The sequence below is a fragment of the Mesorhizobium sp. M0040 genome, from assembly GCF_040323505.1.
Taxonomy (GTDB): domain Bacteria; phylum Pseudomonadota; class Alphaproteobacteria; order Rhizobiales; family Rhizobiaceae; genus Mesorhizobium.
In genome coordinates, this window is record NZ_JAMYVA010000009.1 from 54,714 (window position 1) to 81,661 (window position 26,948).

The window sequence follows — 26,948 nt, forward strand, 5'->3', positions numbered from 1 at the left end:
CCCTTCACGCTTCCCCTGAACGGAAGGTCTTCTGGTCGTTACCGGCTGATCGAATTGCGGGCCGAGTTTCGTGAAACGCACGTATTCCAACGCCAGTGTCGAAGAAAAAGGCTTTATGCGGTATTGCACGAGCAAGCTGGACTGCGATGCGTGTTCGCTGACGCTGCGGTGTTGTCCGAAGGCGCCAGCGCGCAAAGAGGGTCGTTGGCTAGCGCGGAACGTCTGCCAACGAGCTTAGTGCCCGGCGGATAGAATCGCGCGAAAACGGCTTCTCGACAACTGGTCGACCGGCCCGTTCAACGAAGCGCGCCGCAGCGCCGCCGAGCGTGTCGCCGGTAACGAAAACGAATCGCTCCGCTATGCCCGGGGTTGCCTGACAGGCCCAGTCGAACAAAGCGGGGCCGTCGATGTTCGGCATTCGCAGATCGCAAAAGATCACATCGAAAACAGCACTCATCAGCGCTGCCTTGGCGCCGGCGCCGTCCTCGACGATCCTGACGGCAAAACCTTCAGCCTCTAGTAGCTCTGCCATCGTTTCTCCAACCTCCCGCTCGTCATCGACCACAAGGGCGGTGCAACCGATGCCCGCGACCGAGTGCGCCGCAACACCTTCGACTGAATCTGATGAAGTGCAGGCCTCCACCGGCAACAGCAACCGGAAATGCGCGCCGTCCGCACGGTCAAGCAGGGCCAGTCGTCCATTGTGCGACTGCACCACACTGAGCGAGAAAGCGAGCCCGATCCCGGTTCCCGCCCCCTGAGCCTTGGTGGTAAAAAACGGATCGAAAATGCGATTCCGGATCTCGGCGGGCACACCGGGGCCATTGTCGGCGATCACGATCTGGAGGTCATTGCCTTCAAGCGACGTTTCGATCTCGATCCGCCGCGGTGCGGGTATCTCCTGCAGGGCGTGTTGCGCGTTGACAATCAGGTTGTAGAACACCTGATGCATCTGGTCAGGGTCGACTTCCAGAGGCGGCAGGCCCTCGGCGAGCCGGCATAGCACCTCGATGCCCGCCGTGCGCAAACCGTAGCCGGCGATGCCGAGAACTGCGCGGATCAGATCGTTGATGTTGGTACTGCGGCGCTCCGGCTGGCGTTGTCGCGCCATTGCCAGGAAGGTCTTCACGATGCGTGCGCAGCGCTCGGCGGCGAGTCTGATCTTGCCGGCCCGCTGTGCGTGGGCGGTTCCGCCTAGAAATTCTTCCAGCAACTGGGCCTGCGCGACGACGACCGCCAAGGGGTTGTTGAGTTCGTGCGAAACGCCGGCAAGCAGCGAACCAAGTGCGTTGAGCCGCTCGCTCTGAGCCAATGCCTCACGCGACCGCGCCAGTTCGGCTTCAGCCGCCTTGGTTGCGGTGAGATCAAGAATGCTGCCGACGATCACCGGTCGATCGTCCATCTCGATGTGGCGCCAACTCAGCGACACGGTAAACGCGGAGCCGTCCAGACGCCGAAGTTGAGCCTCCACGCCGTCGGCGCGCGGCTGCTGACGTGACAGGGTTCTGAGGCGCCGATAGTCTTCCCGTGTGGCGAACCAGCGGTGCCGCCGGAAGCGGTCCTCGTCATGCGGGCCTATACCCATGATCTCGCGGAAGGCGGGATTGGCGCTAATCAGCTGCCTCGTTCGCGAGTCTATGAACGCGACCGGAACCGGATGATGGTGAGTGAGGTCTCGGAAGCGCCGCTCGCTTCGCAGCAGGCGCTCGGCCGCGCGCTTCTGCTCGGAAATGTCAATATCGAAGCCGCCGATGCGCGCCTGCTGCTGATCGGCCCCCAGAACGGGAAAGCGGACGACAAGGCTCCAGGCATAGTGGGCCGCGTTGCTTAGGAATTCCTCGATTGCAATCGCCTGTCCCGATTCCAGGACGCGGCGATCGTTTTCCGCGATCATCGCGGCCTCCTGGGGCCCGAAAATGTCGGCCGCGCTTAATCCGATTGCGCTCTCGGCCGGCCGGCCGAAGACCTTTCCCATTTCGGGATTGGCGATCAGATAGCGCCCGTCGGTATCCTTCAGGTACATGCCTACGGGAGCATGCTTCATGAACGCCGCCAATCGGGCTTCGCTGGCACGCAGAGCGGCGTCGGCAGCGTGGCGCTGCGACAGGTCGCGCAAGCTCGCCGTGAAGAAACGACGTTTGCCGCTCCGGGCTTCGGTGATCGTGAGTTCCACCGGAAACTCGGTGCCGTTCGCTCGCATGGCAGTCTGCTCTGTACGACGCCCGAGCAACCGCGGGGCGCCACCCGCCAGATAGGCCGCAAGCCCGTTTGCGTGCGCCTTGCGCAGATGCGGCGGGACGATGAGCTCCGAGATCTGTCTGCCGACCGCTTCAGCGCGCGAATAGCCGAAGGTCGCCTCGGCCGCCGGGTTGAATTCAACAACGAATCCGGCTTCGTCCGTGACGATCACGCAGTCGAGCGATGAGCGAACCACCGAAGCGAGGATCGCCTCTTGGAATGCGTTTGCGGCGTCGTCTTCTTGCAAGGGCGGGGCACTCCGTGACGGCCGGTCGGAACGCTGGCCGTCGGGCTGGCAAGGATGACGATTATCGTGAGTTCCGGCAAGATGCCTGAATCCGACCGCAGTACGGTGCGGGGGTAGGGAAACGCTTGCACCAGCAGGATAAGGAGCGCCAGTAGCGGGCCTTCCAGAACGTGCCTGTCAACTTCGGATAGGTACAGTAAGCGGACGCTCCGTGATCGCCGTAGAAAAAACCATGAGGCCGCGGTGACACTCTTGACGCAGGGGCTTTCATCGCTTCCGCTTCATCTCCGTGACACGCCTCGTCCGCACCTCAGTTGATGCCTTCTCCTTCCGAATATTACGAGGAGCCGATTTAGTGTGATGCCGCTGCTGTGAGAACCTGTTACCCTGACTCGCCGTAAAACAGGCTAGCCGCGCATGGAACGGAGACTTAGCGCGATACTTGCTGCCGATGTGGTCGGTTACAGCCGGCTCATGGGTCTCGACGAGGGCGGCACGCTTTCGGCGCTCAAGACGCATCGGCGAGAACTGGTCGACAGCAAGATCGCCGAGCACCAGGGCCGGATCGTGAAACTCACAGGCGACGGTATGTTGGTGGAATTCCAGAGCGTGGTGAACGCTGTCGCTTGCGCGACCGACATCCAGCGCAGGATGCTCGAGCGCAACGCCGACGTGCAAGAGGAGCGCCGCATCGAATTTCGCATCGGCATCAATGTTGGCGACATTATCTTCGATGACAACGACATCTATGGCGACGGCGTCAACGTGGCGGCGCGAATTGAAAGCATCGCCCGGCCCGGAGGTATCGCTATCTCCGGCGCGGTTCGTGACCATCTTGGCAAGAATCTTGATCTGGATTTCGAGGACACGGGGGAACACGAGCTCAAGAACATCGACCGGCCGGTCAGAGTCTACCACGTCGCACTCGCCGCGCCGTTCAGTTTTGAGGACAGCGCGATGACAGCATCTCCTCAAAGCCACATGAAGGCAAAACCTTCAATCGCTGTCCTGCCGTTCACAAATATGAGCGGCGACCCCGAGCAGGAGTATTTCTCCGACGGAATTACCGAAGACATCATCACCGACCTGTCGAAAATCTCCGGCCTCCACGTCCTCGCCCGCAACACGGTGTTCACCTATAAAGGCAAGCCCGTGAAGGTGCAGCAAGTGGCGCGGGAACTCGGCGTCAAGTTCGTGCTCGAGGGGAGCGTACGGAAGGCAGGTCAGCGCGTCCGTATCACGGGACAGCTTATCGACGGGGCTGATGGCGGTCACGTCTGGGCCGACCGATACGACCGTGAACTCACCGACATCTTCGCGATCCAGGACGAGATCACTCACACCATCGTCGATCAGCTCAAGGTCAAGCTGCTGCCGGCCGAAAAGAAGGCGATCAGGGCTGCGCCCACTGACAATGTAGAGGCCTATACGTATTATCTGAGGGGGAGAGAGTTTTTTCACCGAACGTCCAAAACCTACTATGTGCTGGCGAAGCGGATGTTTGGCAAAGCAATCGAGTTCGACCCACTTTATGCGCGCGCCTATGCGGGCATCGCCGACTGCGACTCCTTTCTATTCCTAAATTACGACGAGAAAGTTTCTCTCGAAAGCATTCTGGCCAACAGCGGTAAGGCGCTCGATATCGAAAGTGGACTTGCAGAAGCACACGCGTCGCGTGGTCTCGCTCTCTCGGTCGGCCAAAGATATGAAGAGGCCGAAAAGGAGTTCGAGCAGGCTATCGCAAGTGATCCCAATCTATTCGAAGCGCATTATTTCTACGCGCGTGCGTGCTATGCACAAGGTAAGCTCAAAGGGGCTGCCCACCATTACGAGCGGGCCGCCGAGATCAAGCCCGATGACTATCAGTCTGTTCTTCTGCTTATGCAGGTTTATCGTTCTCTAGGGCGGCCGGAAGACGAAAGGGAAGCGGCTCGCAAAGGCGTGTTACGCGCCGAGCGCGAATTGGCGAAGTATCCTGAGAACCCCCGGCCAGCCTATCTCGGCGCAAATGCTCTCGCCTTGATCGGGGAGACCGAACGTGCCAAGGAATGGTCGGCACGTGCGCTGGCAATCGATCCGGACGACATTCTGACGCAATACAATACCGCCTGCCTTTGCTGTCATTTCGGCGAGCTCGATCGTGCGCTCGATCTGCTGGAACGCCTGCTGCCTCATGCAAACCACGAGACCAAGGCATGGGTGAAGCAGGATTCTGACTTTGCGCCACTGCACGAGCATCCGCGCTGGCAGCGCGTATTGGAGCTGGCGGCTTAGCCATTGAGCCCTGCCTCACAGCGATGAGCGGCTACATGCCTGACCTTGGTAGCGCAATCGTGTCTCTCAGGGGAGTATGAATAGGCGCTAGGTATACCTTTGGCGACGTTTGTGCCAGTCGCGGTCAGGGACCGCTCAGGGTCACGATTTGCCCTTCAATTTCCTGAAGCGAGAGTTTCGGAAGACGAAATGCCGGAAGTGCCCTCTACGCGGGCCGACTGATGCCAAGTCGCTTCATTTGCCGATTTGCCGTAGCGGATGTCCATGCGACGGACCGTGTCGGGCCCGTTGCGGAACGCGATGGACCGATCGGGTGCTTTGACCAGCTCGCGCCGTGATCGAGTTTGTCGGCGCAGGATGACATTGGTCAACCAGTTCCGACCCAACCAGACCGCCAGCTTCAGCGGAGAGCCGAAAATAGCAGAATGACGGCGAAGATGCCGAACCGCCGACACGTGAAGCAATCAGCACTCCCGTGGCAGAAGGATCAATCCACGACCAGGAAAGGCACACCGTCAGTATGGAACGTCAGATATGGGCGGCTCAGAAGCGGTATGTTATGCCGAGAACCGGACCGGACAGGGTTGCATCAAACACATAGCCGTCGTCATCGTAGTCGATCGCCAAGTGCTTATAGCCGGCGGAAACCGAGAGGTGGTCGGTAAGCAGGTAATTCACGGTTCCCAGCACCTGCCAGGTGAAATCGGCGCCCACCCCGAAGCCCGCCTATATCCGCCTGCGCCATCACGGAAAGCCTGTCGGTGATGTTGTAGAAGGCGCGCGCGCCCCGATCACCGGATCGACCCAGCCGAAATCCTCCTCGCGCGACAAGGAGAACCCAGCATATTGCACTGTCACATCATTCGAGATGTACCAGACGCGGGCGCCGGCAAGCGCGTCGAACGTGAACTGCGGAGTGTCCAGGACACGATCTGTAAGGAGAACGCAAAGTTCACCGAACCTGCTCATTCTACAGATCAGCAGTTGCTCTCGTTGTGGCTAGCTGTTTAGTCCCGGCATTTAATGGGTTGGATTCCGCCAGGCGCGTCAGGCAATACAATGTCGACACGCCTGAGGACAGCTAGGAAAGAAGCTGAACAGGATGTCCTTGCGCTGACAGCAGTTTGACCGCCTTGCGGTCGAAGGAGAGGAATGTCTCCCCGCCCAGCCAGTCGCCGTCGAAGGCAATCACGCCGTCCGCAAAATCACCGCCGGCCTCAAGCACTGCAAGCCCTGCCTCGACAGCTGGCCGGTTGACGACGACATTTGCGGTATTCGCCAAGGCTCGGATTGCCGCCACGATATCTGCGCGTGCGGTTTGATACTGTCGGCCCAAAACCCATGCGAACTCGCACAAGGCCTGAAGGCTAACGGCCACGATGTCTGCCTTCGCCAAGAGATCGACGGCCGTTTCCGCCTGTCGTTCATCGTCGGCGACATAGGCACGCAGCAGAACGTTGGTATCGGCCGTGACTTTCATTCCTTGCTCGATCCCGCTGCAGTACCCGCTTCCGCGATTGCCTCGTTGATCTCTTCAATGCTCAACACCCGGCCATTCGTCTTGCCCTTGAGAAAACCGTAGAGCTCCCGGAATGATCCCTTTGCCCGCGCCGCCTTCAATTCCGCCCGGCCGTCGGGGAGCAGATCAAGTTCGATCTTCTCGCCCGGCCTGATGCCCAGATGCTGCAGAACGTCCTTGCGGAAGGTCACCTGTCCCCGTGCCGTCACGGTCAATGTAGTCATTTTCGCAGCTCCAACTCATCCACACGATTAGATAATGCAAATCTGCATTATTATCAATAGCAAAGGCGTTGTCGAGCAGTTGCGCTCTGGCGGGTCCACAATCACAACGGCCGGAGGCATCCTGTGCGCGTAAAGAATCGCGACATCGGCATCGCCGGCGCGCAGGTACAGCTATTAGCAGCGTGCTCGCCGAGTGCGGCCGCCGGAGCTCGTGCCGGCCGCCCAAGGAGCGCACCTGTCAAATGGAGTGAAATCCTTAGTCGTTCCTTCATTCATCCTGGCTTAAATATTTCCATGGAATGGGGTGCCCGTATCTTGAGGCGGTTTGTTAGCCGTCTGCGACAAACAGGCGAGAGCGGCAACGTTGCTACCATTTTTGCCCTGTCTTTGCCGATTGTCGTCGGCGCAGCGGGTCTCGGTATCGAGACCTCCTACTGGTATTTTAACAGCCTGAAATTACAGGCGGTGGCGGATGCGGCGGCCTATGCTGGCGCTTTGGAAAAAGTTTCGGGATCTGACAAGCCAACGATTGTCTCCGCCGCGACACTGTCAGCGACGACGAACGGCTGGGACCCGGCAACAGGCACAATCGAAATCTTCACGCCTCCGTCTTCCGGCCCGAATGTCGCCCAAAAGGCCGTCGAGGTCATCGTTCATCAGACCCTCGATCGGTTTTTCACATCGATATTCACGCAAAACCCGGTCGGCGCACGGGCAAGAGCGGTGGCTCTTATCACGGATTCTTCAAAGGCCTGCCTTATGGCGCGCAATCCTTCCGATCCGAAAGCGGCGCTGTTTTCCGGCAGTTCGAACCTCAAACTGACCGGCTGCGTCGTGATGTCGAATTCGATAGCCGCGGACGCCATCAAGCTTCAGGGATCGGCAAACCTTCAGGTCGATTGCCTAATATCGGCAGGCGGTGTTTCGTTGAGCAACCCCGTGACGACCGTCTGCGCCAGTCCGATAACCCAGGCGTTGCCCGCTGCCGATCCTTTTGCCGACTTGCCGGCGCCACCGGCCACGAACCCCTGTCAAAACAGCAATCAGTCGACGTTGCAACCTGGAACATACTGCAGGGGGCTCAGCTTGAGCGGCAATGTGACGCTCTCGCCCGGGGTATACGTCATTCAGGGAGGAGATTTCAAAGCGAACTCGAATGCAAATATTTCAGGCGAGGGAGTCATTATCTATCTGGCCGGCAGCTCGGGCGTCAGCATGAACGGCACGGCCATTGTCAAGCTCAGCGCACCGACGTCAGGCACCTATTCGGGGGTGCTGTTTTACGGAGACAAAGCTAACCAGACGGGATCGAACACGTTTAATGGCACGGCAGATTCGCTTTTGACCGGCGCTTTGTATTTTCCAACACAGGATGTCAATTACCTCGGCAATTTCTCGGGCAAAGGTGGTTGCACTCAGGTCGTCGCCAGTACCGTGCAGTGGTCCGGCAATGCGAACGTCAATCAGGATTGCACGAGCCTTGGGATGCGAGACATTCCGGCCACGCAATCGATAAAGCTTGTCGAGTAATCTTCGTGGCACGGTTACCAGCCCGGATGTTCGGGAGCGATTCGGGTATTGCCGCGGTGGAGTTTGCGCTGGTTGTGCCGATCCTTTGCCTGGTACTTCTTGGCATCATTGACGGCTGGTCTTTTGTATCAAGCGCGTTGTCGATGCGTGCGGGCGTGAAAACGGCGGCCAATCTCGTGATGCAAGGCGCAGCCGACGACGCGGCTACCCAGACCGTCGCCCTCTCGAGCTGGGAAAATCATCCCGATGACGCGCAGGTGACGCTGAGCCGGAAATATATGTGCGGGATCATCGTGGTCGATCCATCTGTGCTGTGCGACAGTTTGAAAGCTTCCGCGGTTTTCGTTGAAATACAGGCGACGGCCACCTGGTCCCCGCCCTTCAGTTTCGGCGAGTTTTCCCTCTCGCGCGAGCTCAGCCACAAACAGGTGATACGTGTTCGCTAAAGGGAGAGCCTTCATACGTGAGGCATCAGGCGGAGCCGCACTGGAGTTCGCGCTGATCGCGCCTATTCTGATAATGCTTTTGATCGGCATCTTCGCATTCGGCTGGGCTCTGAATGCCATGTCAAGTGTTCGCTATACTCTGGAAACGTCCTCACGAGCGCTGCAAATGAAGAATTCGCTGACCGAAGCCGAGATAAAAGCGATAGCCACGGCAAAATTGCTGAGTTTGGGATTAACCGATGTCGATATAACAATAGCAATCGACGCCCCCAGCGGCGGCTTTCGAATGGCCCATCTGACCGCCAAATATGCGTTCGCGATCGAGTTTCCGTACTTCGACCGATACTCGATAAATTATGCGACAACTGTCACAGTTCCGTTGGTTGCGTCATGAGCGCACCCAATAGTCTCTTTACGCAACATGCGCAGTGATCGGCTTGTTCTTCTTTGCTTGCGTTCAGGTCTGCTTCACCGCCACCGCCGCAGAACGTAGACTTCGGCGCGGGCCTTCATCCTGGCTATAGATCGGGGACGGCATGTATGATCACGGCCTTTGCCCCGGCAATGCGCGGCTTGCCGTCCCTCACCTCGGCCGCTATTCCCTGCCTAACGCCATCGCCCGCGCGCTGCACAGCGCGGACCGGCGGCAGAGACTCCCTGACGGACATAATGCCGGCCGCCGGCTCCGCGCTCGCTCACGATCTCGCCAGTGCGGAAGTCCATGCACAGCGGGCGCTATCGTTTAACGGCGATCGGCGCCGGCCTGGCGACGAAGAGCACATATTCCGGCAGTTATTCCCTCGCACAGCGCACCTGCGGGTGCCGCGCCGATATCATTCAGGCGCCTGTCGAACATCGGGAGGAGCCGCTTGGTCCGGGCACAAGCCTGGACGATCATCTCTCCGAAAAAAACTGGCGACGCCACGCGAGGACAATTTCGAGCATGCCGTTGGCGAGACGCTTCTGGTCGCGATTGCGCGGCGTCTTGAGAAAGCAATCAGACGTGGTGGCTTGGTTGCGAGATTGGTGGAGATGAATTCGCACTGCTGATGTCCGGCCCTGCGATGGGACCGGCGACCTTAGCCTCCCGACGCGGCTCATGAAGAACTTGGCGCAACGGCTGAAGGCGGACGTTGGCACCCCCTCCGGGCGGACCCATCGGCTACCCGGAAGGGTAGTTCAAGAATCCTGACAGGGCGCTGTATCAGGCCGAGGCAAGGGGCCGAGGCATATGGAAACACCCTTTTGACCCGACTGGACAACGCTCCGCGATTTAATCCGGCTCGCGCGTGGGCGGTTCTGATATACAAGTGGGGTGCCTAACGGAGGTCACAATGGTTGAAGAAGGCAACAACCGCCGCGAACGGAGACAGCGCGTCCTGAAGGGTGCCGCGATCATTAACGGCATCAACAACTCCGAAATCAGCTGCACCATTCGAAACCAGAACGTCGGCGGAGCCGAACTCAAGGTGCCGGTCGAAGCCCTGGTGCCGGAGCATTTCCTTCTCTACGTGCCGACCGATGGCGTTGCCTATCGGTCTGTGTTGCGCTGGCGCAGGAACGACCGTGTCGGTGTGCAGTTCACCGAAACAGTGCCCAAACCGCGCCTTCACTATGGCTGAAGTTCTCGTCGCACCAGCCGAGCACCACCGGTAGCAACAGTTGGCACTGACCTTCAACACAGCAAGGGAAGCCGCCGCACGGCCATGGGCAAAGGCTCAACTCACACAAGCCGTCGATTGTCTCGTCGACCTTCAGGTTCTGACCGCTCAGCGCGGCATCGCGCCAAAATGTCGCCGCATCACGTTGATCAGGAAACGGACGATGATTGGAACCGAACTCGCCAGCGCGGCCTCGCGGCGGTAGACGACCGAGAGGCTCTGCCGCCCCAGGATTTCCCCGGTCAACCGCCGCAACCCCGGCTCGCTATCTCCGATGATGCGGGGCAGCACCGCGAGGCCGAGCCCGCCACGGCCGCCGCGGTGGCCGAACTTGTGAGCACATGGCCCGCTCGGCTACCCGCCGAGCCGACCGAACGCTTCAGGGGCTGGTAGAGCCCAACGCTTGCCGAACTTAGAGTTGCCGTCGAAAAGCCCGGAGTCGGGAGCGTAGTAGGCGAAGTCGCGAGCGGTAGATGCGGCGCTCACATCCGGCGTTAGGGCGGCCGCAACACACGGACTCTTCGGTCGGTGGAGCTTGGGCAGGTCTACTGCCTATTTTCTGTGCGACCACCAATATGCCCTGCAAGATTGCTTCTGACATCAAGCCATCAGCAGCCATCTTGCTAGGAAGCCAAATGAGCCTATATTGCTGTGCCAGGAGTCGGATATGGCCGAGCCACAACTCTCAGTCCGCAGCGCTAAGGCGCGTGATCTTGCACACCGGCTTGCCCGCCGTGAAAACCGCTCGATTGCGGAGGTGGTCGAGCGCGCCCTCGAATCTTACGAGGTCCGCGAGGCCGGTCGTGAGCCTGCTTCTGCCTTCTATCCGCGGCTTTCAGCGCAATCCGGCACAGACATCGACCTTGAGGCGGTGATCCGTGAGAGTCGCCGGCCGAATCGAGGCGTCGAGCTTTGATCTTTGTCGATACCAACGTCGTTTCCGAAACGTTGAAAAAGACCCCAGACGAGGCAGTCATTGCCTGGCTGATCCGATACGATGCCGAACTCGCGCTTCCAACCGTGACGATTGCCGAGATCGCCTTCGGCATCCAGAAGATAAGACCGGATCAACATGCCGAACGGCTGGAGCAAGGGTTGGCCGACTGGCGCCGGCGTTTCGCAGACCGCATCTTCGGTCTGACAGAAGAAGCTGCGCTGGTTTATGGGGAAATTATGGGTGCTGCTGCTCGCCAGGGACGCGGCATGTCGGCACCCGATGGCATGATCGCGGCGATCGCTCGAGTAAACGGTGGCCGCCTCGCCACGCGCAATCTGACTGAATTCGAGAGGGCAGGACTCGTTTTGACATCTCCGTGGGAGTTCTGAAACGTTTTCCTGTCGTCGCTTTTGTTCAAGCCCCATCTGCCAGTCACAGACGGGCTGAAAGGCCGTCAAAGCGCAGGCGAGCGATATCAGGTTCGATTTGCATGCCGTCAAAATCCCTGAAGGTCACTCGAAGCGCCTCACCGGCGGCCTGACCGTAAGGGTACGGCAACCGACCTGCCTTTTCTTCGGGAAAACCATTACGCTCGCTGGGCTTGCGACAAAGCGAGAGATGCCGACGTGAAACAGATGCCGGATGTAAAACAATTGAGATTGCTCGGCGTCGTGGCAGCGACGGCGATCGGTCTATACGTCTGCTATCTGCTGGCGTTGCCTTTTTTGCCGGCATTGACCTGGGCGCTCGTCCTGGCAATCGTTCTGTCTCCGGCTCACCGGTGGGTTGAGAGACGGGTCGGAAATCGAAACCTGGCAGCGCTGATATCGGTAAGTGTCGCGGCGATCGCCGTCGGCCTGCCGCTGGCGCTCGTCGCACAACAGCTCGTTCGCGAGGCGGTAAACGGAGCGACTTATCTGGAGGAGGTCATCCGCGGTTGGGACGCAGACGGCTTCATGTCTGGCTGTCCCACGCTTTCGGCCATTGCCCAATGGATCGAGAACCAATTCGATCCGGCCGGCTCAGTCGCCGCATTCGTGCAATGGCTGACGGGACAAAGCACATCGCTATTGCGTGGCTCCATCTATCAAGTCGCGATGTTCGGGCTGACATTTTATCTTCTGTTCTATTTTCTGCGCGACCGCCAACATGGCCTGCAAGCCGTCGTGGGCCTGTCGCCCCTGCGCGCTCCGGAGACAGCCTACATCTTGTCCCGCTTTGCGGAGACCGTCCATGCAACACTACTCGGCACCGTGTTCGTCGCCGCCGTCCAGGGAACATTGGGTGGCCTGATGTTCTGGTGGCTCGGCCTGCCGACGCCAGTCTTTTGGGGCCTTGTCATGGGACTTCTTGCCATCGTGCCCGTGCTCGGGGCATTTGTGATCTGGGTGCCCGCAGCGGTCTATCTCGCACTGGAGGGAGCTTGGGCCAGTGCGGCGATATTGACCGTCTGGGGCGGCGTCATCGTCGGCGGCATCGACAATCTGCTCTATCCGATGCTTGTCGGGAACCGGTTGCGCCTCCACACGGTGGTGGCCTTTATCGGCGCGGTCGGCGGCATCGTCTTGTTCGGAGCATCCGGCCTTGTCCTCGGACCTGCGGTGATCGCCATCACAATCAGCCTCATCGATGTGCTAAAGACTCGATTGACCGACCGGCGCAAGGCGACGCCGGCGCGCCCTGGTGAGCTACCTCATCAGTCCGTGATGGATTGATCGAGCGCGCGAAAAGGGCGCTGGCCTTCGAGTGGTGGCGCGAAACCTGAACAACCTCTGCGCAGATATCTCAATGAAGGCAAGCACATCAGCCAGGCTGCTATATTGCGGCAAGCTTCCAGTCACCCCCGGCCTGGCGCGTAAAGGTCCACAGTTCGGTTGTCTCCGTCGGCTGATCGGCCTGGCCCTCAATGATCTTGTCGCTGACGCGATCGCGGGTCACGTCGCGAGACTCATAGCGCAAAGCGGCCGTCGCGTAGTCGCGATCACCCTCCCGCCAGCTTTCCGCAATATCGGCCTCCAACAGGCTGACCTCCGACACGTCGTTCCTGACGCCCTTTTTGGCATTGTCGGCAAGTTCCTCGGACAGATAGGACACCATCTCGGGCGTCACCAAGCGGCGCAATGCAGCATGGTCCTCACGCCCGAACGCCTCCTGAACTTCCGTCAGCCGTTGCTGGAAGGTGTCGAGGTCGGTTTTGGTGAGTGTGATCTCATCGGAAGCGTTGGCTTGGCTCGTTCCGCCATATCCTGACCCGATGGCTGGAATAGGGAAAGCTGTGGCGTTGCTCGGCTCGGGCCAGGCTGCTGCGTTTCGCCCAAAATTCCCTGCGCCCCGCAAGGCTCCAGCCGTAGCGGGCGCTGGGTTGTAGGCCGATTGCGAGCGGAAAAAGCGGATCGCCAGCATGATCGCGCCGCCGAACAGCAGCACTTGGAGCAAAAGACCCAACATGCCGGCCAAGCCGCCGAAGCCATGGCCCAGAAGAACGCCGATCAAACCGCCGAGAAGCAGCCCACGCATCATCGATCCGCCGAGGCCGTTGAAGAAGCCCGGGCGCTGGAATGCCTGCGGCTGACGGGCCGCATTGTTCGTGGCCGCATTGGGCGTCATCGAGCGCTCGACCGGTGCGGCCGGTTGCGGCGCAACTCTGGTCGGCGGGACCGGCTGGAAAGTGCGCATGCCGCGACTGCCGAAGCTGCCGCCACGGCGCGCATCGGCGTGATCCACAGCGACCATGGAAAATGCCAGGAACAACCCCGCAAACAAAACTGCAAACCGTCCCCAACGCGAAATCAGCATAGGCAAGTCCTCAAGTGACACTCTTTCCGCTCATATGGGGTGCGTCGATCGAAATATCAGTGAATTGTCCGCCGAGATATTTTCGGGCGGCATGGTCGGCCGCTCGCCGGTGTTCACGACGAGAATGTCTGCCCTACCCAAGCGCGATGATCGCTGTTCGATCACGCAGGCTCCCGCACCCGGCCGACCGGTATCGGTCGCGCCAACAGCATCGGTCATGCAAGCCTCTGGTCATCGATCTCCCTGGCGATGATGCCGAGGGTCTCCCGGCGAAGACTCGATTGACATACAGCTTTCCTATGTACTATCAACATATCTGGAGAACCTGCCATACAGGTTTGCCGACTCCTGAACTGGAGCTTGCGTGAGCACGGCCGCATTCGCAAAACATTCCGACGCAGCGAGCCTGGTCAGCAATACGATCGGCGAGATCACGCGCCATATCCGCGCGCATGAGCTCGGGCCCGGCGACCGGCTGCCCAGCGAGGCCGCGCTTTCGAGACAATTGAGCGTCTCGCGTACCGTGGTTCGCGAGGCCTTCAGCTCGCTCGCCGCCATGCGGCTTATCGACCTGAGGGCGGGCAGACGGGCTACCGTCGCCGAGCTGGATTATGGCGCCATGTCGCTGGTGATCGAGCATGGCGTCCACACCGAGCAGATCACGGTGCAGCAAATCTACGACGTGCGCCGCACGATTGAGACCCGCACCGCCATGCTGGCGGCCTTGCGCAGAACAGCCGACGAAGTGGAAAGGATCAGGACGCACGCGCTCGCCATGCGCGAGAATTTCCAGCGGCCGGAACAGGTCATGGAGCACGATCTCGCCTTTCACCTCGAAATCGCCAAGGCTGCGAAGAATCCGGTTTTCAGCCTCATCGTCGGCGCGTTCGAGCGCGTATCGCGCCAGACCTGGCCGATCGGCTGGCGGACCCGCCCTTCGGATGCCGAGCAGTTGGCGATGATCCAGATCCATATCGACCTCGCCGAAGCAATCGAGACCGGTGATCCCCAGTCGGCGCGTGACCTGATGGCCAGGCATTTTGACGAGAGCGTCAAGGCCCTGCTGGCGGCCGGCATCGCCTGAGGAGCAGGGGCGCAATGAAGATCACGAAACTGGAAACGCTGCGGCTCGAGGAGCGGCCGAACCTTCTCTGGGTCCTGGTTCACACGGACGAAGGCCTCGTGGGACTGGGCGAGACCTTCTTCATGGCTGAAACCGTCGAGACCTATCTGCACGAATATGTCGCGCCGCGCGTGATCGGGCGCGACCCCTTGCAGATCGACCTGCTTGCCGCCGACCTCGTCGGCTATCTCGGTTTCCGATCGACGGGCGCGGAAGTCAGGGGCAATTCCGCTTTCGATATCGCGCTTTGGGATCTGTTCGGAAAGGCGACGGGTCAGCCGATCGCACAACTCCTCGGCGGGTTCACCAGGCACGAGATCAGGACCTACAACACCTGTGCCGGAACCGAATACATCAAGAAGGCCACCGGGCAGACAACGGCCAACTACGGGCTCGATAAGCCCGGCGACGCCTATGATGATCTGAACGGCTTCCTTCACCGCGCCGACGAACTGGCGCATTCGTTATTGGAGGAAGGCATCACGGCCATGAAGATCTGGCCGTTCGACATGGCCGCCGAGAAAACGCGCGGCCAGTATGTATCGCAGCCCGATTTGAATTCCGCGCTGGTGCCATTCGAGAAAATCCGCAACGCGGTCGGCGACAAGATGGACATCATGGTTGAATTCCATTCAATGTGGCAGCTGCTGCCGGCCATGCAGATCGCTCGCGAGCTCGCCCCCTACAACACCTTCTGGCACGAAGATCCGATCAGGATGGACAGCCTGTCCAGCCTGAAACGCTATGCCGAGGCTTCGCTGGCGCCGATATCGGCTTCGGAGACGCTTGGTTCCCGGTGGGCTTTCCGCGACCTTCTCGAGACCGGAGCGGCCGGGGTCATTATGCTCGATATCAGCTGGTGCGGCGGGCTCTCGGAGGCGCGCAAGATCGCTGCCATGGCTGAGGCATGGCACCTGCCGGTCGCGCCACACGACTGCACCGGTCCAGTGGTGCTCGGCGCATCGACCCATCTGTCGCTGAATGCGCCGAACGCACTTGTCCAGGAGAGTGTCAGGGCCTTTTACAAGACCTGGTATCGCGATCTTGTGACCGCTTTGCCGCAGGTGAAGAACGGCATGATCACCGTGCCTCCCGGACCGGGCCTCGGCATGGAACTGAACCCGGAGATCGATCGCGCCTTCACGGCGCTTCGACGGGTGACTGACGCATCGTCTCTCTGAAAATGAACCTGAAGCAGCTTTCTACGGAGGAGAACCATGAAGAAGCTACTTATCTCGGCAGCCTTGGGAGCAGTACTGGCTGGAGGCTCGGCAATCGGCTCACGCGCACAGGAGCCGATGAACATCGTCTTCACGCATCATTCGTCGGCGTCGAACCCGTTCTGGCAGGCGGTGAAGAAGGGGTTTGACGACGCCTGCGCCAAGATCCAGGCCAATTGCCAGATGGTCTTCACCCAGACCGAAGGCTCGATCGAGCAACAATCGGCCAACATGCAGGCGGCACTCGCGGCAAAACCGGACGCGCTGATCACCTCGATCGTCGACAACAATGCCTTCGACCAGATCATCGCCGACGCCCGCGCTGCCGGCGTCACGGTCATCGCGTCCAACGTCGACGACACCGAGGGTGCAGCCGGCAATGCCCGCCAGGCTTTCATCGGCCAGGGCTTCATTCCCGCCGGCTACGAACTCGGCAAGAAGATGTCCGAGTTCTTCCCCAAGGAAGGCAAGATCAGGGCGCTCGTCGGCGTCTCCGCGCCCGGTCAGAACTGGTCGGAACAGCGCGCTGCCGGTGTCATGAAGTTCCTTGAGGAATACAAGGCCGCGAATGCCGGACGCGAAGTGGTCATTGAACGGCTCGACACCGGCACAGATGGCGCCGTCGTCGCCGATCGTGTTGGCGCCTATCTGTCTGCCCACCCGGACACCACGGTGTATTTCGACACCGGCCTTTGGCATGCCTACGTGGCCCAGGTCCTGATCGATCGCGGCATCGAGCCGGGCAAGGTGCTGATGGGCGGCTTCGACATCGTCTCGGAAGTCCTGCAACAGATGGAAGCGGGTTACATCCAGGTCCAGGTCGACCAGCAGCCCTACATGCAGGGCTTCATGCCGGTGATGGAAGCCTATCTCGCCAAGAACGTCGGTCTGCTGCCGGCAGACATCGACACCGGCAAGGGCATCATCGTCAAGGAAGACGTGCCGAAGCTCAAGGAACTGGCCGCACAAGGCGTGCGGTAGGCGCGAAGCCGGCGTCCTCTCCTCGTTCTTTACGCGGAGAGGGCAAGGGCAAGGGCCAGGGAGCAAGGCCCCTGGGCGTCGGCTCCGTCCCATCCTCCAACGGCATCTCCCTTGTCAAGGGCGGTAGAAGACAGACTGCCGCCATCCCCTTGCCGATGCGACAAGCCAGCGCAAACAATCCCAAGCCGGAGCGAATGATGAAGCGCTTGATGAAGATTTATCTGGAGAAGCCGGAGCTTGCGGCGGTCGTGTTCCTGCTCCTCCTCCTCCTCGTCTTTCAGATTCGCTCGAACGGCGTATTTCTGAACACACAGAACGTGCGCGGAATGCTTGGGCTGCTGCCTGAAATGGGGCTGGTCGCGATCGGCGTGACCCTGCTGATGATATGCGGCGAGTTTGATCTTTCCGTAGGCTCGGTATTTGCGCTGACCCCGATGACCATGGCGGTGATGCTGGCGGCAGGCGTGCCGTTCGCGCCGGCCTTTGCCGCCGGGCTCGCGATCGCCGCCCTGATTGGCTTCTTCAACGGGTTCATAACGATTCGTTTCGCGATACCAAGCTTCATCACCACGCTTGGCATGCTGTTCATCGCGCGTTCGCTGACGGTGGTAATCTCCGGTGGCTTCCCTCCTGTCATCCCAGCCAACGCTCTGCCGAAATGGCTGTTTACGATCTATGTGGGACCGGGCGACCTCTTTCGCATGTCGTTCTTCTGGTTTGTCGCCGTGGCAATCCTGGTGACGGTGCTCCTGTCGCGCACGAATTTCGGCAACTGGGTGCGCGCCACCGGCGGCTTTCTGCCCGCCGCCCAGTCGATGGGCATCCCGACGGCCCGGGTGAAGGTCGCCTGCTTCATGATCTGTTCGGTGCTCGCCGGCTTTGCCGGCACCATTCAGGTGATGCGGCTCGGCGCGCCGCTGCCGTCGATCGGCGAGGGGCTGGAGTTGCAAGCCGTGTCGGCTGCCGTCATCGGTGGCGCCTCGCTGGCTGGCGGCATCGGCACCATCTTCGGCGGCATCATCGGGGCTGCCCTGATCCGCGTCATCGACAACGGACTGGTGCTGAGCCAGGTTGACGCCAACTGGTTCAAGATGGCAATCGGCTTCCTGACTATCTTCGCGGTCGTCGTGAACGCCTGGCTTCGAAAGCGGGGCAGGGCAATGAAGGTGGAGACCTGATCATGGCGGCACCCATCATCGCGATCAAGGGACTCCAGAAATGGTATTCCGGCGTCCACGCCTTGAAGAACGTCACTCTGGACATTTATCCAGACGAGGCGCTGGGCCTCGTCGGCGACAACGGCGCCGGCAAATCGACGCTGATCAACATCCTGTCAGGCACCCAAAAGCCCGATGGCGGCGAGATCAGGATCGACGGTGAACCGGTCCGCTTCTCGAACCCGCGCGACGCCATGGATCGCGGCATCGAGACGATCTACCAGTACAATTCGATGGTCCCGACCATGAGCATCGCCCGCAACGTTTTCATCGGACGCGAGCCGGTGAAGGGCTCGGTTTTCGGCATCGGCATCTTGGACCAGAAGCGCATGCGTGACGAAAGTGTCAAGGCGATCGCCGACGTCGATCTGCATCTGAGGTCGCCCGATGCGCTGGTCGGCGAACTGTCGGGCGGCCAGCGCCAAGGCGTGGCGATCGCCCGGGCCATGCACTTCAAGTCGAAAGTCATGATCCTCGACGAGCCGACCAATCATCTCTCGGTGAAGGAGACGCGAAAGGTGATCGGCTTCGTTCGCGCCCTCAAGGCCCAGAACATCACCAGCGTCTTCATCAGCCACAACATGCATCATGTTTTCGAATGCTGTGACCGGGTCGTGGCGATGGCGCGCGGCGAGATCGTTCTCGACAAGCGGATCGGCGAGACTTCGATCGAGGAAATCCACGAGGTTCTGTGACGTGGAGAAGCGATCACTCGCGAGCCACTCTGCTGATAGAGGTCAGTCTGCGCTACGGCTTTTCCGCAAGGATCGCCTCAGCGGTTTTCTCGTCGGTGATCAGCACATCGACGACTCCCAGACGCAACACGGCGCGCAGCACCGGAACCTTGTCGAGGCCGCCGGAGGGCAGGATCACAGTGTCGACGTCGCGCAGATGTTCGGGGGCGAGGCCGATGACACGGCTGTTTAGCGGGTGATCGACGAGTTGTCCGTCGGCGCCGATCCAGTGGCCGCAAATATCGCCGACGGCTCCGGCTTCGCGGAGCGATCTGAGATCATCGTCTCCTACCAGTCCGATCCGAAAGATGGTGGCGTCCTTGTGCACCGCGCCCACCGAAACGAAAGCGGCGTCAACGTCGCGGGCATGAGTAAAAGCATCTTCCAGAATTGACTGGCGCATAAGCAGATCGCGCGTGGCCTCCGTATCCGTGAACACCGGTGCTGCGATGTAGAAGCATTCGGCGTCGAAGAGCGCCGCGAGCCGGGAAGCGATCTCGTAGATGTTGATCGCCGATCCACGTGTGAGCCCGCCAAGCAGGGAAACGACCGACATCCCTTTGACGGGGCGCACGGTCACTGAGCGCAGACTAAGCTGCAGCGTCCGTCCCCATCCCACGCCCACCGATATCCCGTCACGGATTCTATGTGACAGGGCTTCACCGGCAGCGGCTGCGATCACCTGTGGCACCAGGGCAGGATCGGGCGGTGTCGGAACCACGATTGGGTCGGAAACGCCATAGGCCTCCCGCAGCCGGTTCTCCAGCTCGATGCAGTTCGCCACCTTGGAATTGATGCGAATCTGAACGATCCCCCGCTGACGGGCATGCGCCAGCATCCGGTTGACGCGAAGGCGTGTCAGGCCAAGAGACTTGGCGATTTGCGCCTGGGTGAGGTCACCGACATAAGCAAGCCAGGCGGCGCGCACGAGCAGCCCTTCCTCGCGATCGGACGTGACGGAACTCGTTACGGCTTGGCGGCCGTCGCGTTTCTTTCGTGCTGGTTTCTCCATCAGATCATCCTGTCCACTCCGCGGCAGCGGGTCCAGAGCGGCTCGGCGGAGCCATGTGCTCATCGAGATGAGGTATCAATCGAGTTTCCCGGCTCCGCTAGCCTCGATGATAGCGGTCGAAGGACAAAACCAGCGGAGCATCATGGCAAATCGCGTCGATGATGGCCCTCGTCAGCGGCAGGCGATCGTGCGGAAGTACACCCCGGGCCATCATATTCTTCAAAGTCGGACCAAGGTCCAGCGCCAGTTGCGCGCCCTCGACCGTGTCCGAGCTCATATGTTCGCGCTTCGCCACCGAATAGGGCAGGCCGCGGCCGAGCAGGCGCCCCATGCGACCGTTACGGCCCGCCTGGCAGGTCACATAAAGATCGCCGGAGCCGGCCAGCCCCAGCACCGTTTCGACCTTTCCACCCAGAGCTTCGACCAGAATCGCCATCTCGGCGAGGGACTGCGAGAAAAGCGACGAGGCCAGGTTGTGCATGAGCGCGCCATTAGGCGCCTTGCCGTCGCGCTCGAGCAGCCCGACGGGAGCCCCAACGGCGAGTGTGTAGAAATTCTTGAACGCAGCGCAGATCTCGACGCCGACGAGATCGGATGACGATCGCGCATGATAGAAAGGCGCGCGCAGAATGCGGGACGCCGCGGCCACCTGGTCGGGATTGTGCCCGGCCAGGATCACAGAGGTGTCGCGCTGTGCCGCCAGTTCGCCGGCAATGCACGGTCCGCCGACGGCCATGACCGGGACAGACAAGCCAGTGCGTTGCTCGATCTCGCGGGCAAGCAGATGTGGCAGGATTTCCACGCCTTCGTCGCTTGCTGCAAGTCCTTTCGTAATCATCAGTATCGGCACGGGCGACTTGATGCTTTCTGCAATGCGGTCGATCGCCCAAGGAATGCCGGCCGACGAGACGCCGAGTACAAGCAGATCGGGTCCATCGTTCATCGCCGCCCCGAATTCGGTCCAGGAACAGGCGGTTACCACATCAGGCAGAGTGATGTTGAGGCGTGGGTGATGACTTGTGCTGGCCACCGAGCCGACGATCTCCTCATCGAGATGGGTCCCGACAAGAGTGATGCGGTTACCAGCGTGAGCGGCCGGAAGCGTCATGGCAGAGCCCATGACGCCGGCGCCGAGGATGAGGATCCGCGCCATTCAACTTCTTCCCTTGTCCAGCCGCTCGCCGCTACCTTGGTCGAACAGGTGGATTCGCTCAGGCGCCGGCTCCAGATGGATCACAGCTCCTGGAGCGAGCTCCATGCGGTCATGCAGCACCGCGCAGATCGCGATGTTGCCCATGCTGGCAAAGATGTGGATTTCGGGGCCAGTCGGCTCGACAACCGTAATCCTCGCCGGAATGCCGCGCCCGTCGGCCACTGGTCGAAGATGTTCGGGGCGAACGCCGTAGATCACCTTTTGGCCGGGCCGGACCGCAGCCCCTGGCGGCAGCGGGAGCGATAGCTCGTCGGTCCGCACCACCCAGACGTCGCGCTCGGCAGCCACCTCGCCATGGAACATGTTCATTGCGGGCGAGCCGATGAAGGAGGCGACGAAGAGATTTGCCGGGCGATCGTAGACATCGAGCGGGCGCCCGATCTGCTCGATATGGCCGTCGCGCATGATGACGATGACATCGGCCATGGTCATGGCCTCGATCTGGTCATGCGTGACATAGACGGTGGTGGTCTTCAGCCGCTGGTGGAGCTCCTTGATTTCGGTGCGCATCTGCACGCGCAGCTTGGCGTCGAGGTTGGACAGCGGCTCGTCGAACAGGAACACAGTTGGGTCCCGCACGATGGCGCGGCCCATGGCGACGCGCTGCCGCTGGCCGCCCGAAAGCTGGCGAGGGTACCGTTCCAGATAGGGGGTCAGATTGAGGATCGCCGCCGCCCATCCGACCTTCTGTTTGATTTCTTCGGTTGGGCGTTTCTTCAACTGCATGGAAAAGGCCATGTTGTCGAAGACGGTCATGTGCGCATAAAGCGCGTAATTCTGGAAGACCATCGCGATGTTGCGGTCTTTGGGATGGAGCGTGTTGACGACCCTGTCGCCTATGGCGATCTCACCGGATGTGATGGGCTCGAGACCGGCTATCATGCGCAACAGCGTGGACTTGCCGCAGCCGGACGGCCCCAACAGAACGACGAACTGGCCATCCTCGATCGAGAGATCGAGTCCATCGATAATCGAGAGGGCGCCATAGTCCTTCTTTATGTTGCTGATGGTGACAGACGCCATAAATTGCTACCCTTCGATTGCCCTTGCCGGTTGGATCGCATTTTCGCTATGCGAGCTATTGGCGATCGGATGCGCTCTCACCATTCGCTCTCCAGAAACTCTTCCAAGAGTCCCGCATCGGCGGCCAGATTGATGAAGGACCATCGACCGCGGATTTCCCGCGAATAGCGAATGGCGTCGTGCCAAAGCGCTCGCGGCAGGCCTAGTTCCGCGCCGGTGACCGGCCCTCCCGCAGCCTTGAGTGCTGCCTCCATGCGGGCGACCGGCATTGCCATGGGCCGAACCTCCTGGCGCAGCGCCGGCCAGATTTCCGCAAGCCTGCGGTTGAAGATTTCCGACTGGCTGGCGTCGAGTGCCGTCTTCTTCATCTCGGCAATGCAAAGTGGTCCAAGCTGCGCTCCATAGCGTGCCAGCATCGCCGCTTCGTCGATGGCGGTCGGCTTCACCTGCGGCGGCTCTTTCATGTCCAGCAGCCGCGCTTGCAGACGCGCCATGACCAGCGAGGCAACCCCAACCTGCTGGCCATGCGTGGTGCCGGGATGGCGCTCTCCCGCGAACATGTCGACCCAATGGGAAATCTGGTGCTCTCCCATGGACCCGGGATGGGAAACGCCGGCAAAGCACACGCCCATCGAGCACAGCGTCAGGACGCGCTGGAGATGCCCGACAGCGGTGATGTCATGCCTCGCAAGGCCAGGCGCATGGGCCAGCATCGGCTCCTCATCGCCCGCCTGCAGCAGGTAGGGCACCTCGGAATAGTAAGTGTCGAACAGCCGATGCGAAGCCCACCAGTCGATCTGGGCGGTTGAGCGGCAGAGGCTGTCACCAAGCCCGGCAGCGCTGAGCCAGGCGGGCGCTGCGGCCGACACGCCAAGGTCCAGGAAGATGCCCCGGGGCGCGTGTGAGGGCAGCGAGATCTTGAGCCCGGAGGCCAGGGTCACCGACGCTGTCGAGGCGCCGTAGCCATTCATCGAGGCGGCCGTGCCGAAGACGGCATAGGGCCGCTCGTCGAGAAAGGTTGCATGCTTGCAGCCGTCGTTGAGGACGCCCGACCCGACGGCCACGACCCCGTCGGCGTGAGGCGTCTTCTCCCTGACCATCTGGATCATTGCCTCATCGCAGTCGAGGCCGTCAGGCAGCACGATTTCATCGATGTCGGCGATGGCACGCAGCGCCTTCGCGACGCGCCTGCCCATCACATCGACGGTGTTGATATCCGACACAACAGCGATGCGGCTGCCTAGCGCCAGGGGCGCAACGAGATCCGACTCGCGGCCCTCCGTCGTCTCCAGCAGTTCGATCGTCTGGAACGGCAGGACCGCGGCCGCGCCGGTCTTGGGATCTGTCCAGCGTCCCGCGACAACGTCCTCGATCAACGCGTTCCAGTTGGTCGTTTCAGCCATGATCGGCCTCCATGAAGGCCGCGAGGCGCTGGTTCCAGGCTGAAAGCGTTGGCCAAAGATCGGCATGGATCGCAAGAAGTTCGGCGTAGAGCGCGGCCCGTTTCGTGTCCGGTTCGAAGGTTTTGGCCGGCTCGCTGGCCATTGCGAGCGACGCTTCGGCGATAGTGGAAAACCAGCCCACGCCCTTTGCCGCCGCCATCGCCGCGCCAAGCGAGGAGGCTTCGACGGTCGTCGAACGCTTTATGGGACGATCGAGTGCATCCGCCAGAATTTGCATCCACAGGTCGGACTTCGCTCCTCCGCCGATCGCTATGAACTGGTCGATGGTCTGGGCGGCGGCCGCAGCCGCCCGCTGACTTGTCGCGGCCTGATGCAGCGCTATGCCTTCCAGCACGGCGCGATAGATGTCGCCGCGGCGGCTAGAGCCCGAAAGCCCGGCAATCACACCACGGGCCGCACTATCCCAGTGTGGGTCCATGACGCCCTGCCAGTAGGGCAGGAGCATTATGCCGCCTGCGCCGATCGGGCTGGCAGCGGCTTCGGCCTCGAGCGTCTCCAGGGCATCATTTGCGCCATGCAGATCGACGCCAAGCATCTCGCGCGCCATCCAGTCGACAAGAAAAGTGCCGGCGCGAAGGCACGTCTCGTAGATATAGCCGTCATCGGCGACCGCCGTCTCTGTGCGGAAGGCCAAATCATGGACGTAGTCGATGCCGAAGCTGCCGGAGACGACAGCCGTCCCGAGGTTGACGTAAGCGCATCGCGGCTGCAACACACCCGCGCCCGTGCCAGCGCATTGACCGTCGCCGCCGCCGGCGACGATCGGCGTGCCCTCGCGCAGGCCCGTCGAAATGGCCGCTTCCGAAGTCAGTTGGCCCAGAACGGTGCCGGGCCGCGCCAGGTCCGGCATCATGCGCCGGGCGACGCCGGCTGCCTCCAGTATATCGTTCGACCATTCCATAGCTCGCATATCGAGTATGCCCATCGGGTCCGCGGATGCGGTGGACGTCACCCACCGGCCGCTCAAGCGAAAGACCAGATAGCCGTGGACTTCGGCCATTCGCTCCACCCGGGCAAAAATCTCGGGCTCTTGCTCGCGGAACCAGATCATGCGGTAAAGGCAAGGAATGACGTCCAGCGGCTTGCCGGATATTGCGTGGACGCGTGCCGCGCCGAAACTCTCGCCGAAGCGCCGTGCTTTCCCACGGGCGCGCTCATCGAGCCAGAGCGTTGCGGGCCCGACCGCCTGGCCCTGCTCGTCGAAAAGGCCGAAGCTCTCGCGCTGGTTGGCAATCGCAAGGGCGGCAATGCGTCCCGGCGAAACTGTTGCCGCGACACCACGAAGCGCCGTGACCGTCGAGGCCCACCATTCGGCCGGATCCTGCTCGAAATAGCCCGAACGCGGGTTCGACAGCGCAAGCGGTGCACGACTTTCAGCCACGGCCAGACCGTTGCGGTCCCAGGCGATCGCCTTGGTTGCCGAGGTCGAGGAATCAATGCCGATGACGAGATCAGGAACCATTGCCGCCACGTTGCCAACGGGCGAGGGCGGTCGAAACCGCCTTCGCCCAAATCACCGATTACCCACTAAAGACCGGCGTCCTTGACTTTGCCGTCGACAATGCCGGCAATGGCATCCAGGCATGCCTTGGCATCGCCGCCATAGTCTTGGCCCGTAAGCAACTTGCCGAGCTCAACCGGAATGTCGTTGTTCGACAGATCCGCCCAGATCGGCATGTCCGGCTCAGATCCCATCTGATTGTCGATAGTGTATTTGATCGCGTCGAAATGGCGTGTCGTTCCGGGGCCGACAACGGCCTTCGCCTTGACCCGAGGATCTGTAAAAGAGGAATTGCGCATCGGCGAGGCGCCGCCGCCGAGCGTCGATACCCGCGCCATCACATCCTTCGAGCAGACCCACTGCATGAACAGCCATGCCGCTTCCTTGTTCTTGGAATATTGCGACAGCGAGATCGTCGAGCCGCCCTGGTGACCGACGGCAGGGATTTCGTTGAAGCCGCAATCGGCGGCGGCGCGACGGCCAGGAACCTCCTTGGGCGCGGGCAGGGCCTCGAACAGGCCTTTGACCTTGGAATCATTGGCGTCGAAGCCGGGGAAATCTTCGCCCCAGGTGATTGCCATAGCGGCTTGTCCCTGTGTCAGCGCCTGTCCCTGACCGTCCCACGTCCAAGTCGTCGCCGAGGGCGGCGAGTTCTTGACCAGCTCCTGATAGAATTGCAGCCCGGCCACGCCGCGTTCGTCATTGCCGACAAACTTCTTGTCTTTGTTGAAGATCGAACCGCCATGGCCCCACAATGCGAAGGTCCAGTCGCATTCCAGCGAATAGTGGCCGGACTTCGCCTGGCACGCGGTGCCGAAGATGCCGTTGCTTTTTTCTGCCTCTGTGAGCGCCTGCACGGCCTTGAGGTAGGCGTCGAGGTCAGTCGGCAGCGCAATGTTGTGTTTGTCGAAAAGATCCTTGCGGTACATCAGGATGAAGATCGGAATATCGAATGGAATTCCGCACTGTTTGCCGTTGTACATGGCGATGCCGTCGACCAGCGGCTTGGAGAAATCGTCCCAGTCGAAGTTGGGCATCGCCAGGTCTTTGTTCTGGTCGTAATACTCGCGCGGATCGACGACATCCTGGGCAAATGTCGCCATCCAGGACTGGTCGAGATAGTAGACGTCATAGGTGCCAAGCTGGCCCTGTACGTCTTGCGTTGCCTTGGCGAGAACCTGCTCCAGCGGTACGATCTCGACTTCCACCTCAATGCCGGTTGCCTTGGTGAATTCACCCGCGACAAGCTGGTTGGCAACGATCGTTGGCGGCGTCGCTTCCGAAGTGTAGCGGATTTTGGTGCCGGCATATGGCTTGCCGACATCAGCCAGCCACTTCAGCATGTCGGCGTCCTGGGCGCGGGCTTCCTCAACCCCGAGCCCCAGCATCCCCCGATTGGTGCGGCCGCCTCCTAGCATGGCCGATCCGAAGGCAGAAAAGCCGACACCGGCGAGCGCCATCTTCCTCATGAAGTCGCGTTTGGTTATTCGGCGCGCCGTAAAATCGTTGCAGGTATCGGTGACGAATGTCTTCTTGTCGTGTTCACTGAAGCTCATGATCGTTCCTCCATTGCGTTTTTGTCGTCGTTC

26 protein-coding genes and 1 pseudogene are annotated in these 26,948 nt (G+C 60.9%); 13 read left to right on the top strand and 14 right to left on the bottom strand.

Features of this window, described 5'->3' with window-relative positions; all coding sequences use genetic code 11:
• Nucleotides 1–208: 208 nt before the first annotated feature.
• Nucleotides 209–2,485: a hybrid sensor histidine kinase/response regulator gene (locus tag NKJ91_RS10620; protein WP_352455489.1), complete on the bottom strand. Its 2,277-nt coding sequence runs from the start codon at nucleotides 2,483–2,485 to the stop codon at nucleotides 209–211.
• A 417-nt stretch (nucleotides 2,486–2,902) separates the two neighbouring features.
• Between NKJ91_RS10620 and NKJ91_RS10625 the strand changes: the two genes are divergently transcribed.
• Entirely contained in the window at nucleotides 2,903–4,759 is a 1,857-nt protein-coding gene (locus tag NKJ91_RS10625) for a TPR end-of-group domain-containing protein (protein ID WP_352455490.1), read from the top strand.
• A 155-nt stretch (nucleotides 4,760–4,914) separates the two neighbouring features.
• On the opposite strand, the gene NKJ91_RS10630 is transcribed toward NKJ91_RS10625, so the two are convergent.
• The 4 genes and pseudogenes from NKJ91_RS10630 to NKJ91_RS10645 all read right to left on the bottom strand — a co-directional run bounded on the left by NKJ91_RS10630 (nucleotide 4,915) and on the right by NKJ91_RS10645 (nucleotide 6,502).
• Complete coding sequence (locus NKJ91_RS10630; protein WP_352455491.1) at nucleotides 4,915–5,223, bottom strand: hypothetical protein; 309 nt, start codon at nucleotides 5,221–5,223, stop codon at nucleotides 4,915–4,917.
• Between the two features lie 79 nt (nucleotides 5,224–5,302).
• A pseudogene (locus NKJ91_RS10635) lies at nucleotides 5,303–5,689 on the bottom strand (porin family protein); the annotation flags it as partial.
• A 151-nt stretch (nucleotides 5,690–5,840) separates the two neighbouring features.
• Nucleotides 5,841–6,239: a type II toxin-antitoxin system VapC family toxin gene (locus NKJ91_RS10640; protein WP_352455492.1), complete on the bottom strand. Its 399-nt coding sequence runs from the start codon at nucleotides 6,237–6,239 to the stop codon at nucleotides 5,841–5,843.
• The gene (locus tag NKJ91_RS10645; RefSeq protein WP_059186960.1) at nucleotides 6,236–6,502 is read right to left on the bottom strand and encodes an AbrB/MazE/SpoVT family DNA-binding domain-containing protein; all 267 of its coding nucleotides are present in this window, start codon (nucleotides 6,500–6,502) and stop codon (nucleotides 6,236–6,238) included. Before NKJ91_RS10645 ends, NKJ91_RS10640 begins: the two co-directional genes overlap by 4 nt.
• A 123-nt stretch (nucleotides 6,503–6,625) precedes the next feature.
• Here NKJ91_RS10645 and NKJ91_RS10650 point away from each other — a divergent pair, with 123 nt between their 5' ends.
• From NKJ91_RS10650 to NKJ91_RS10665, 4 genes are all read left to right on the top strand, one after another.
• Nucleotides 6,626–8,032 (top strand): pilus assembly protein TadG-related protein, encoded by a 1,407-nt coding sequence (locus NKJ91_RS10650; protein WP_352455493.1) that lies wholly within the window; start codon nucleotides 6,626–6,628, stop codon nucleotides 8,030–8,032.
• A 26-nt stretch (nucleotides 8,033–8,058) separates the two neighbouring features.
• Entirely contained in the window at nucleotides 8,059–8,478 is a 420-nt protein-coding gene (locus NKJ91_RS10655; RefSeq protein ID WP_352455494.1) for a TadE/TadG family type IV pilus assembly protein, read from the top strand.
• Nucleotides 8,468–8,872 carry a TadE/TadG family type IV pilus assembly protein gene (locus NKJ91_RS10660; protein WP_352455495.1) on the top strand — a complete coding sequence of 135 codons (405 nt, stop codon included), beginning with the start codon at nucleotides 8,468–8,470 and terminating at the stop codon, nucleotides 8,870–8,872. Before NKJ91_RS10655 ends, NKJ91_RS10660 begins: the two co-directional genes overlap by 11 nt.
• A 940-nt stretch (nucleotides 8,873–9,812) precedes the next feature.
• On the top strand, nucleotides 9,813–10,100 hold the full coding sequence (locus tag NKJ91_RS10665; protein WP_352455496.1) for a PilZ domain-containing protein: 288 nt from the start codon (nucleotides 9,813–9,815) through the stop codon (nucleotides 10,098–10,100).
• Nucleotides 10,101–10,247: 147 nt separating this feature from the next.
• Here the strand turns inward: NKJ91_RS10665 and NKJ91_RS10670 are convergent, their stop codons facing one another.
• Nucleotides 10,248–10,430, bottom strand: coding sequence for a hypothetical protein (locus NKJ91_RS10670; RefSeq protein WP_352455497.1), 183 nt, complete (start codon nucleotides 10,428–10,430; stop codon nucleotides 10,248–10,250).
• A gap of 376 nt (nucleotides 10,431–10,806) precedes the next feature.
• Between NKJ91_RS10670 and NKJ91_RS10675 the strand changes: the two genes are divergently transcribed.
• The 3 genes from NKJ91_RS10675 to NKJ91_RS10685 all read left to right on the top strand — a co-directional run bounded on the left by NKJ91_RS10675 (nucleotide 10,807) and on the right by NKJ91_RS10685 (nucleotide 12,791).
• Nucleotides 10,807–11,055: a plasmid stabilization protein gene (locus NKJ91_RS10675; RefSeq protein WP_352455498.1), complete on the top strand. Its 249-nt coding sequence runs from the start codon at nucleotides 10,807–10,809 to the stop codon at nucleotides 11,053–11,055.
• Complete coding sequence (locus NKJ91_RS10680) at nucleotides 11,052–11,465, top strand: type II toxin-antitoxin system VapC family toxin (protein WP_352455499.1); 414 nt, start codon at nucleotides 11,052–11,054, stop codon at nucleotides 11,463–11,465. The genes NKJ91_RS10675 and NKJ91_RS10680 overlap by 4 nt, the downstream gene beginning before the upstream one ends.
• A 246-nt stretch (nucleotides 11,466–11,711) precedes the next feature.
• Complete coding sequence (locus tag NKJ91_RS10685) at nucleotides 11,712–12,791, top strand: AI-2E family transporter (protein ID WP_352455626.1); 1,080 nt, start codon at nucleotides 11,712–11,714, stop codon at nucleotides 12,789–12,791.
• A 100-nt stretch (nucleotides 12,792–12,891) separates the two neighbouring features.
• Here the strand turns inward: NKJ91_RS10685 and NKJ91_RS10690 are convergent, their stop codons facing one another.
• Together NKJ91_RS10690 and NKJ91_RS10695 are read right to left on the bottom strand one after the other, a co-directional pair.
• Nucleotides 12,892–13,869: a Tim44 domain-containing protein gene (locus NKJ91_RS10690; RefSeq protein WP_352455627.1), complete on the bottom strand. Its 978-nt coding sequence runs from the start codon at nucleotides 13,867–13,869 to the stop codon at nucleotides 12,892–12,894.
• A 33-nt stretch (nucleotides 13,870–13,902) separates the two neighbouring features.
• Nucleotides 13,903–14,091, bottom strand: a complete 189-nt coding sequence (locus tag NKJ91_RS10695; RefSeq protein WP_352455500.1) for a hypothetical protein — start codon at nucleotides 14,089–14,091, stop codon at nucleotides 13,903–13,905.
• A 145-nt stretch (nucleotides 14,092–14,236) separates the two neighbouring features.
• On the opposite strand from NKJ91_RS10695, the gene NKJ91_RS10700 reads away from it, so the two are divergent.
• The 5 genes from NKJ91_RS10700 to NKJ91_RS10720 all read left to right on the top strand — a co-directional run bounded on the left by NKJ91_RS10700 (nucleotide 14,237) and on the right by NKJ91_RS10720 (nucleotide 19,108).
• Nucleotides 14,237–14,956 (top strand): FadR/GntR family transcriptional regulator, encoded by a 720-nt coding sequence (locus tag NKJ91_RS10700; protein WP_352455501.1) that lies wholly within the window; start codon nucleotides 14,237–14,239, stop codon nucleotides 14,954–14,956.
• Between the two features lie 14 nt (nucleotides 14,957–14,970).
• Nucleotides 14,971–16,176 carry a mandelate racemase/muconate lactonizing enzyme family protein gene (locus NKJ91_RS10705; protein WP_352455502.1) on the top strand — a complete coding sequence of 402 codons (1,206 nt, stop codon included), beginning with the start codon at nucleotides 14,971–14,973 and terminating at the stop codon, nucleotides 16,174–16,176.
• A 36-nt stretch (nucleotides 16,177–16,212) separates the two neighbouring features.
• Complete coding sequence (locus NKJ91_RS10710; RefSeq protein WP_023678770.1) at nucleotides 16,213–17,196, top strand: sugar ABC transporter substrate-binding protein; 984 nt, start codon at nucleotides 16,213–16,215, stop codon at nucleotides 17,194–17,196.
• A 197-nt stretch (nucleotides 17,197–17,393) separates the two neighbouring features.
• Nucleotides 17,394–18,374 carry an ABC transporter permease gene (locus NKJ91_RS10715; RefSeq protein WP_352455503.1) on the top strand — a complete coding sequence of 327 codons (981 nt, stop codon included), beginning with the start codon at nucleotides 17,394–17,396 and terminating at the stop codon, nucleotides 18,372–18,374.
• Between the two features lie 2 nt (nucleotides 18,375–18,376).
• A complete protein-coding gene (locus NKJ91_RS10720; RefSeq protein WP_352455504.1) occupies nucleotides 18,377–19,108 on the top strand; it encodes an ATP-binding cassette domain-containing protein in 732 nt (243 codons plus the stop codon).
• 52 nt (nucleotides 19,109–19,160) lie between these two features.
• Here NKJ91_RS10720 and NKJ91_RS10725 read toward each other — a convergent pair whose 3' ends face one another.
• From NKJ91_RS10725 to NKJ91_RS10750, 6 genes are all read right to left on the bottom strand, one after another.
• Nucleotides 19,161–20,159, bottom strand: coding sequence for a sugar-binding transcriptional regulator (locus NKJ91_RS10725; protein WP_352455505.1), 999 nt, complete (start codon nucleotides 20,157–20,159; stop codon nucleotides 19,161–19,163).
• A 97-nt stretch (nucleotides 20,160–20,256) separates the two neighbouring features.
• On the bottom strand, nucleotides 20,257–21,312 hold the full coding sequence (locus NKJ91_RS10730) for a hypothetical protein (protein WP_352455506.1): 1,056 nt from the start codon (nucleotides 21,310–21,312) through the stop codon (nucleotides 20,257–20,259).
• The gene (locus tag NKJ91_RS10735; RefSeq protein WP_352455507.1) at nucleotides 21,313–22,395 is read right to left on the bottom strand and encodes an ABC transporter ATP-binding protein; all 1,083 of its coding nucleotides are present in this window, start codon (nucleotides 22,393–22,395) and stop codon (nucleotides 21,313–21,315) included.
• Nucleotides 22,396–22,472: 77 nt separating this feature from the next.
• Nucleotides 22,473–23,798 carry an iron-containing alcohol dehydrogenase gene (locus NKJ91_RS10740; protein ID WP_352455508.1) on the bottom strand — a complete coding sequence of 442 codons (1,326 nt, stop codon included), beginning with the start codon at nucleotides 23,796–23,798 and terminating at the stop codon, nucleotides 22,473–22,475.
• Complete coding sequence (locus tag NKJ91_RS10745) at nucleotides 23,791–25,320, bottom strand: xylulokinase (protein WP_352455509.1); 1,530 nt, start codon at nucleotides 25,318–25,320, stop codon at nucleotides 23,791–23,793. The genes NKJ91_RS10740 and NKJ91_RS10745 overlap by 8 nt, the downstream gene beginning before the upstream one ends.
• A gap of 65 nt (nucleotides 25,321–25,385) precedes the next feature.
• On the bottom strand, nucleotides 25,386–26,915 hold the full coding sequence (locus NKJ91_RS10750) for an ABC transporter substrate-binding protein (protein WP_352455510.1): 1,530 nt from the start codon (nucleotides 26,913–26,915) through the stop codon (nucleotides 25,386–25,388).
• Between the last annotated feature and the right edge of the window lie 33 nt (nucleotides 26,916–26,948).

Excerpts from the sequence above, each read along its gene's own strand:
- NKJ91_RS10625 (WP_352455490.1), top strand. The coding sequence starts at position 2,903 with ATGGAACGGAGACTTAGCGCGATACTTGCTGCCGATGTGGTCGGTTAC.
- NKJ91_RS10640 (WP_352455492.1), bottom strand. The coding sequence starts at position 6,239 with ATGAAAGTCACGGCCGATACCAACGTTCTGCTGCGTGCCTATGTCGCC.
- NKJ91_RS10645 (WP_059186960.1), bottom strand. The coding sequence starts at position 6,502 with ATGACTACATTGACCGTGACGGCACGGGGACAGGTGACCTTCCGCAAG.
- NKJ91_RS10655 (WP_352455494.1), top strand. The coding sequence starts at position 8,059 with ATGTTCGGGAGCGATTCGGGTATTGCCGCGGTGGAGTTTGCGCTGGTT.
- NKJ91_RS10665 (WP_352455496.1), top strand. The coding sequence starts at position 9,813 with ATGGTTGAAGAAGGCAACAACCGCCGCGAACGGAGACAGCGCGTCCTG.
- NKJ91_RS10675 (WP_352455498.1), top strand. The coding sequence starts at position 10,807 with ATGGCCGAGCCACAACTCTCAGTCCGCAGCGCTAAGGCGCGTGATCTT.
- NKJ91_RS10685 (WP_352455626.1), top strand. The coding sequence starts at position 11,712 with ATGCCGGATGTAAAACAATTGAGATTGCTCGGCGTCGTGGCAGCGACG.
- NKJ91_RS10695 (WP_352455500.1), bottom strand. The coding sequence starts at position 14,091 with ATGACCGATGCTGTTGGCGCGACCGATACCGGTCGGCCGGGTGCGGGA.
- NKJ91_RS10705 (WP_352455502.1), top strand. The coding sequence starts at position 14,971 with ATGAAGATCACGAAACTGGAAACGCTGCGGCTCGAGGAGCGGCCGAAC.
- NKJ91_RS10710 (WP_023678770.1), top strand. The coding sequence starts at position 16,213 with ATGAAGAAGCTACTTATCTCGGCAGCCTTGGGAGCAGTACTGGCTGGA.
- NKJ91_RS10715 (WP_352455503.1), top strand. The coding sequence starts at position 17,394 with ATGAAGCGCTTGATGAAGATTTATCTGGAGAAGCCGGAGCTTGCGGCG.
- NKJ91_RS10720 (WP_352455504.1), top strand. The coding sequence starts at position 18,377 with ATGGCGGCACCCATCATCGCGATCAAGGGACTCCAGAAATGGTATTCC.
- NKJ91_RS10725 (WP_352455505.1), bottom strand. The coding sequence starts at position 20,159 with ATGGAGAAACCAGCACGAAAGAAACGCGACGGCCGCCAAGCCGTAACG.
- NKJ91_RS10730 (WP_352455506.1), bottom strand. The coding sequence starts at position 21,312 with ATGGCGCGGATCCTCATCCTCGGCGCCGGCGTCATGGGCTCTGCCATG.
- NKJ91_RS10735 (WP_352455507.1), bottom strand. The coding sequence starts at position 22,395 with ATGGCGTCTGTCACCATCAGCAACATAAAGAAGGACTATGGCGCCCTC.
- NKJ91_RS10740 (WP_352455508.1), bottom strand. The coding sequence starts at position 23,798 with ATGGCTGAAACGACCAACTGGAACGCGTTGATCGAGGACGTTGTCGCG.
- NKJ91_RS10745 (WP_352455509.1), bottom strand. The coding sequence starts at position 25,320 with ATGGTTCCTGATCTCGTCATCGGCATTGATTCCTCGACCTCGGCAACC.
- NKJ91_RS10750 (WP_352455510.1), bottom strand. The coding sequence starts at position 26,915 with ATGAGCTTCAGTGAACACGACAAGAAGACATTCGTCACCGATACCTGC.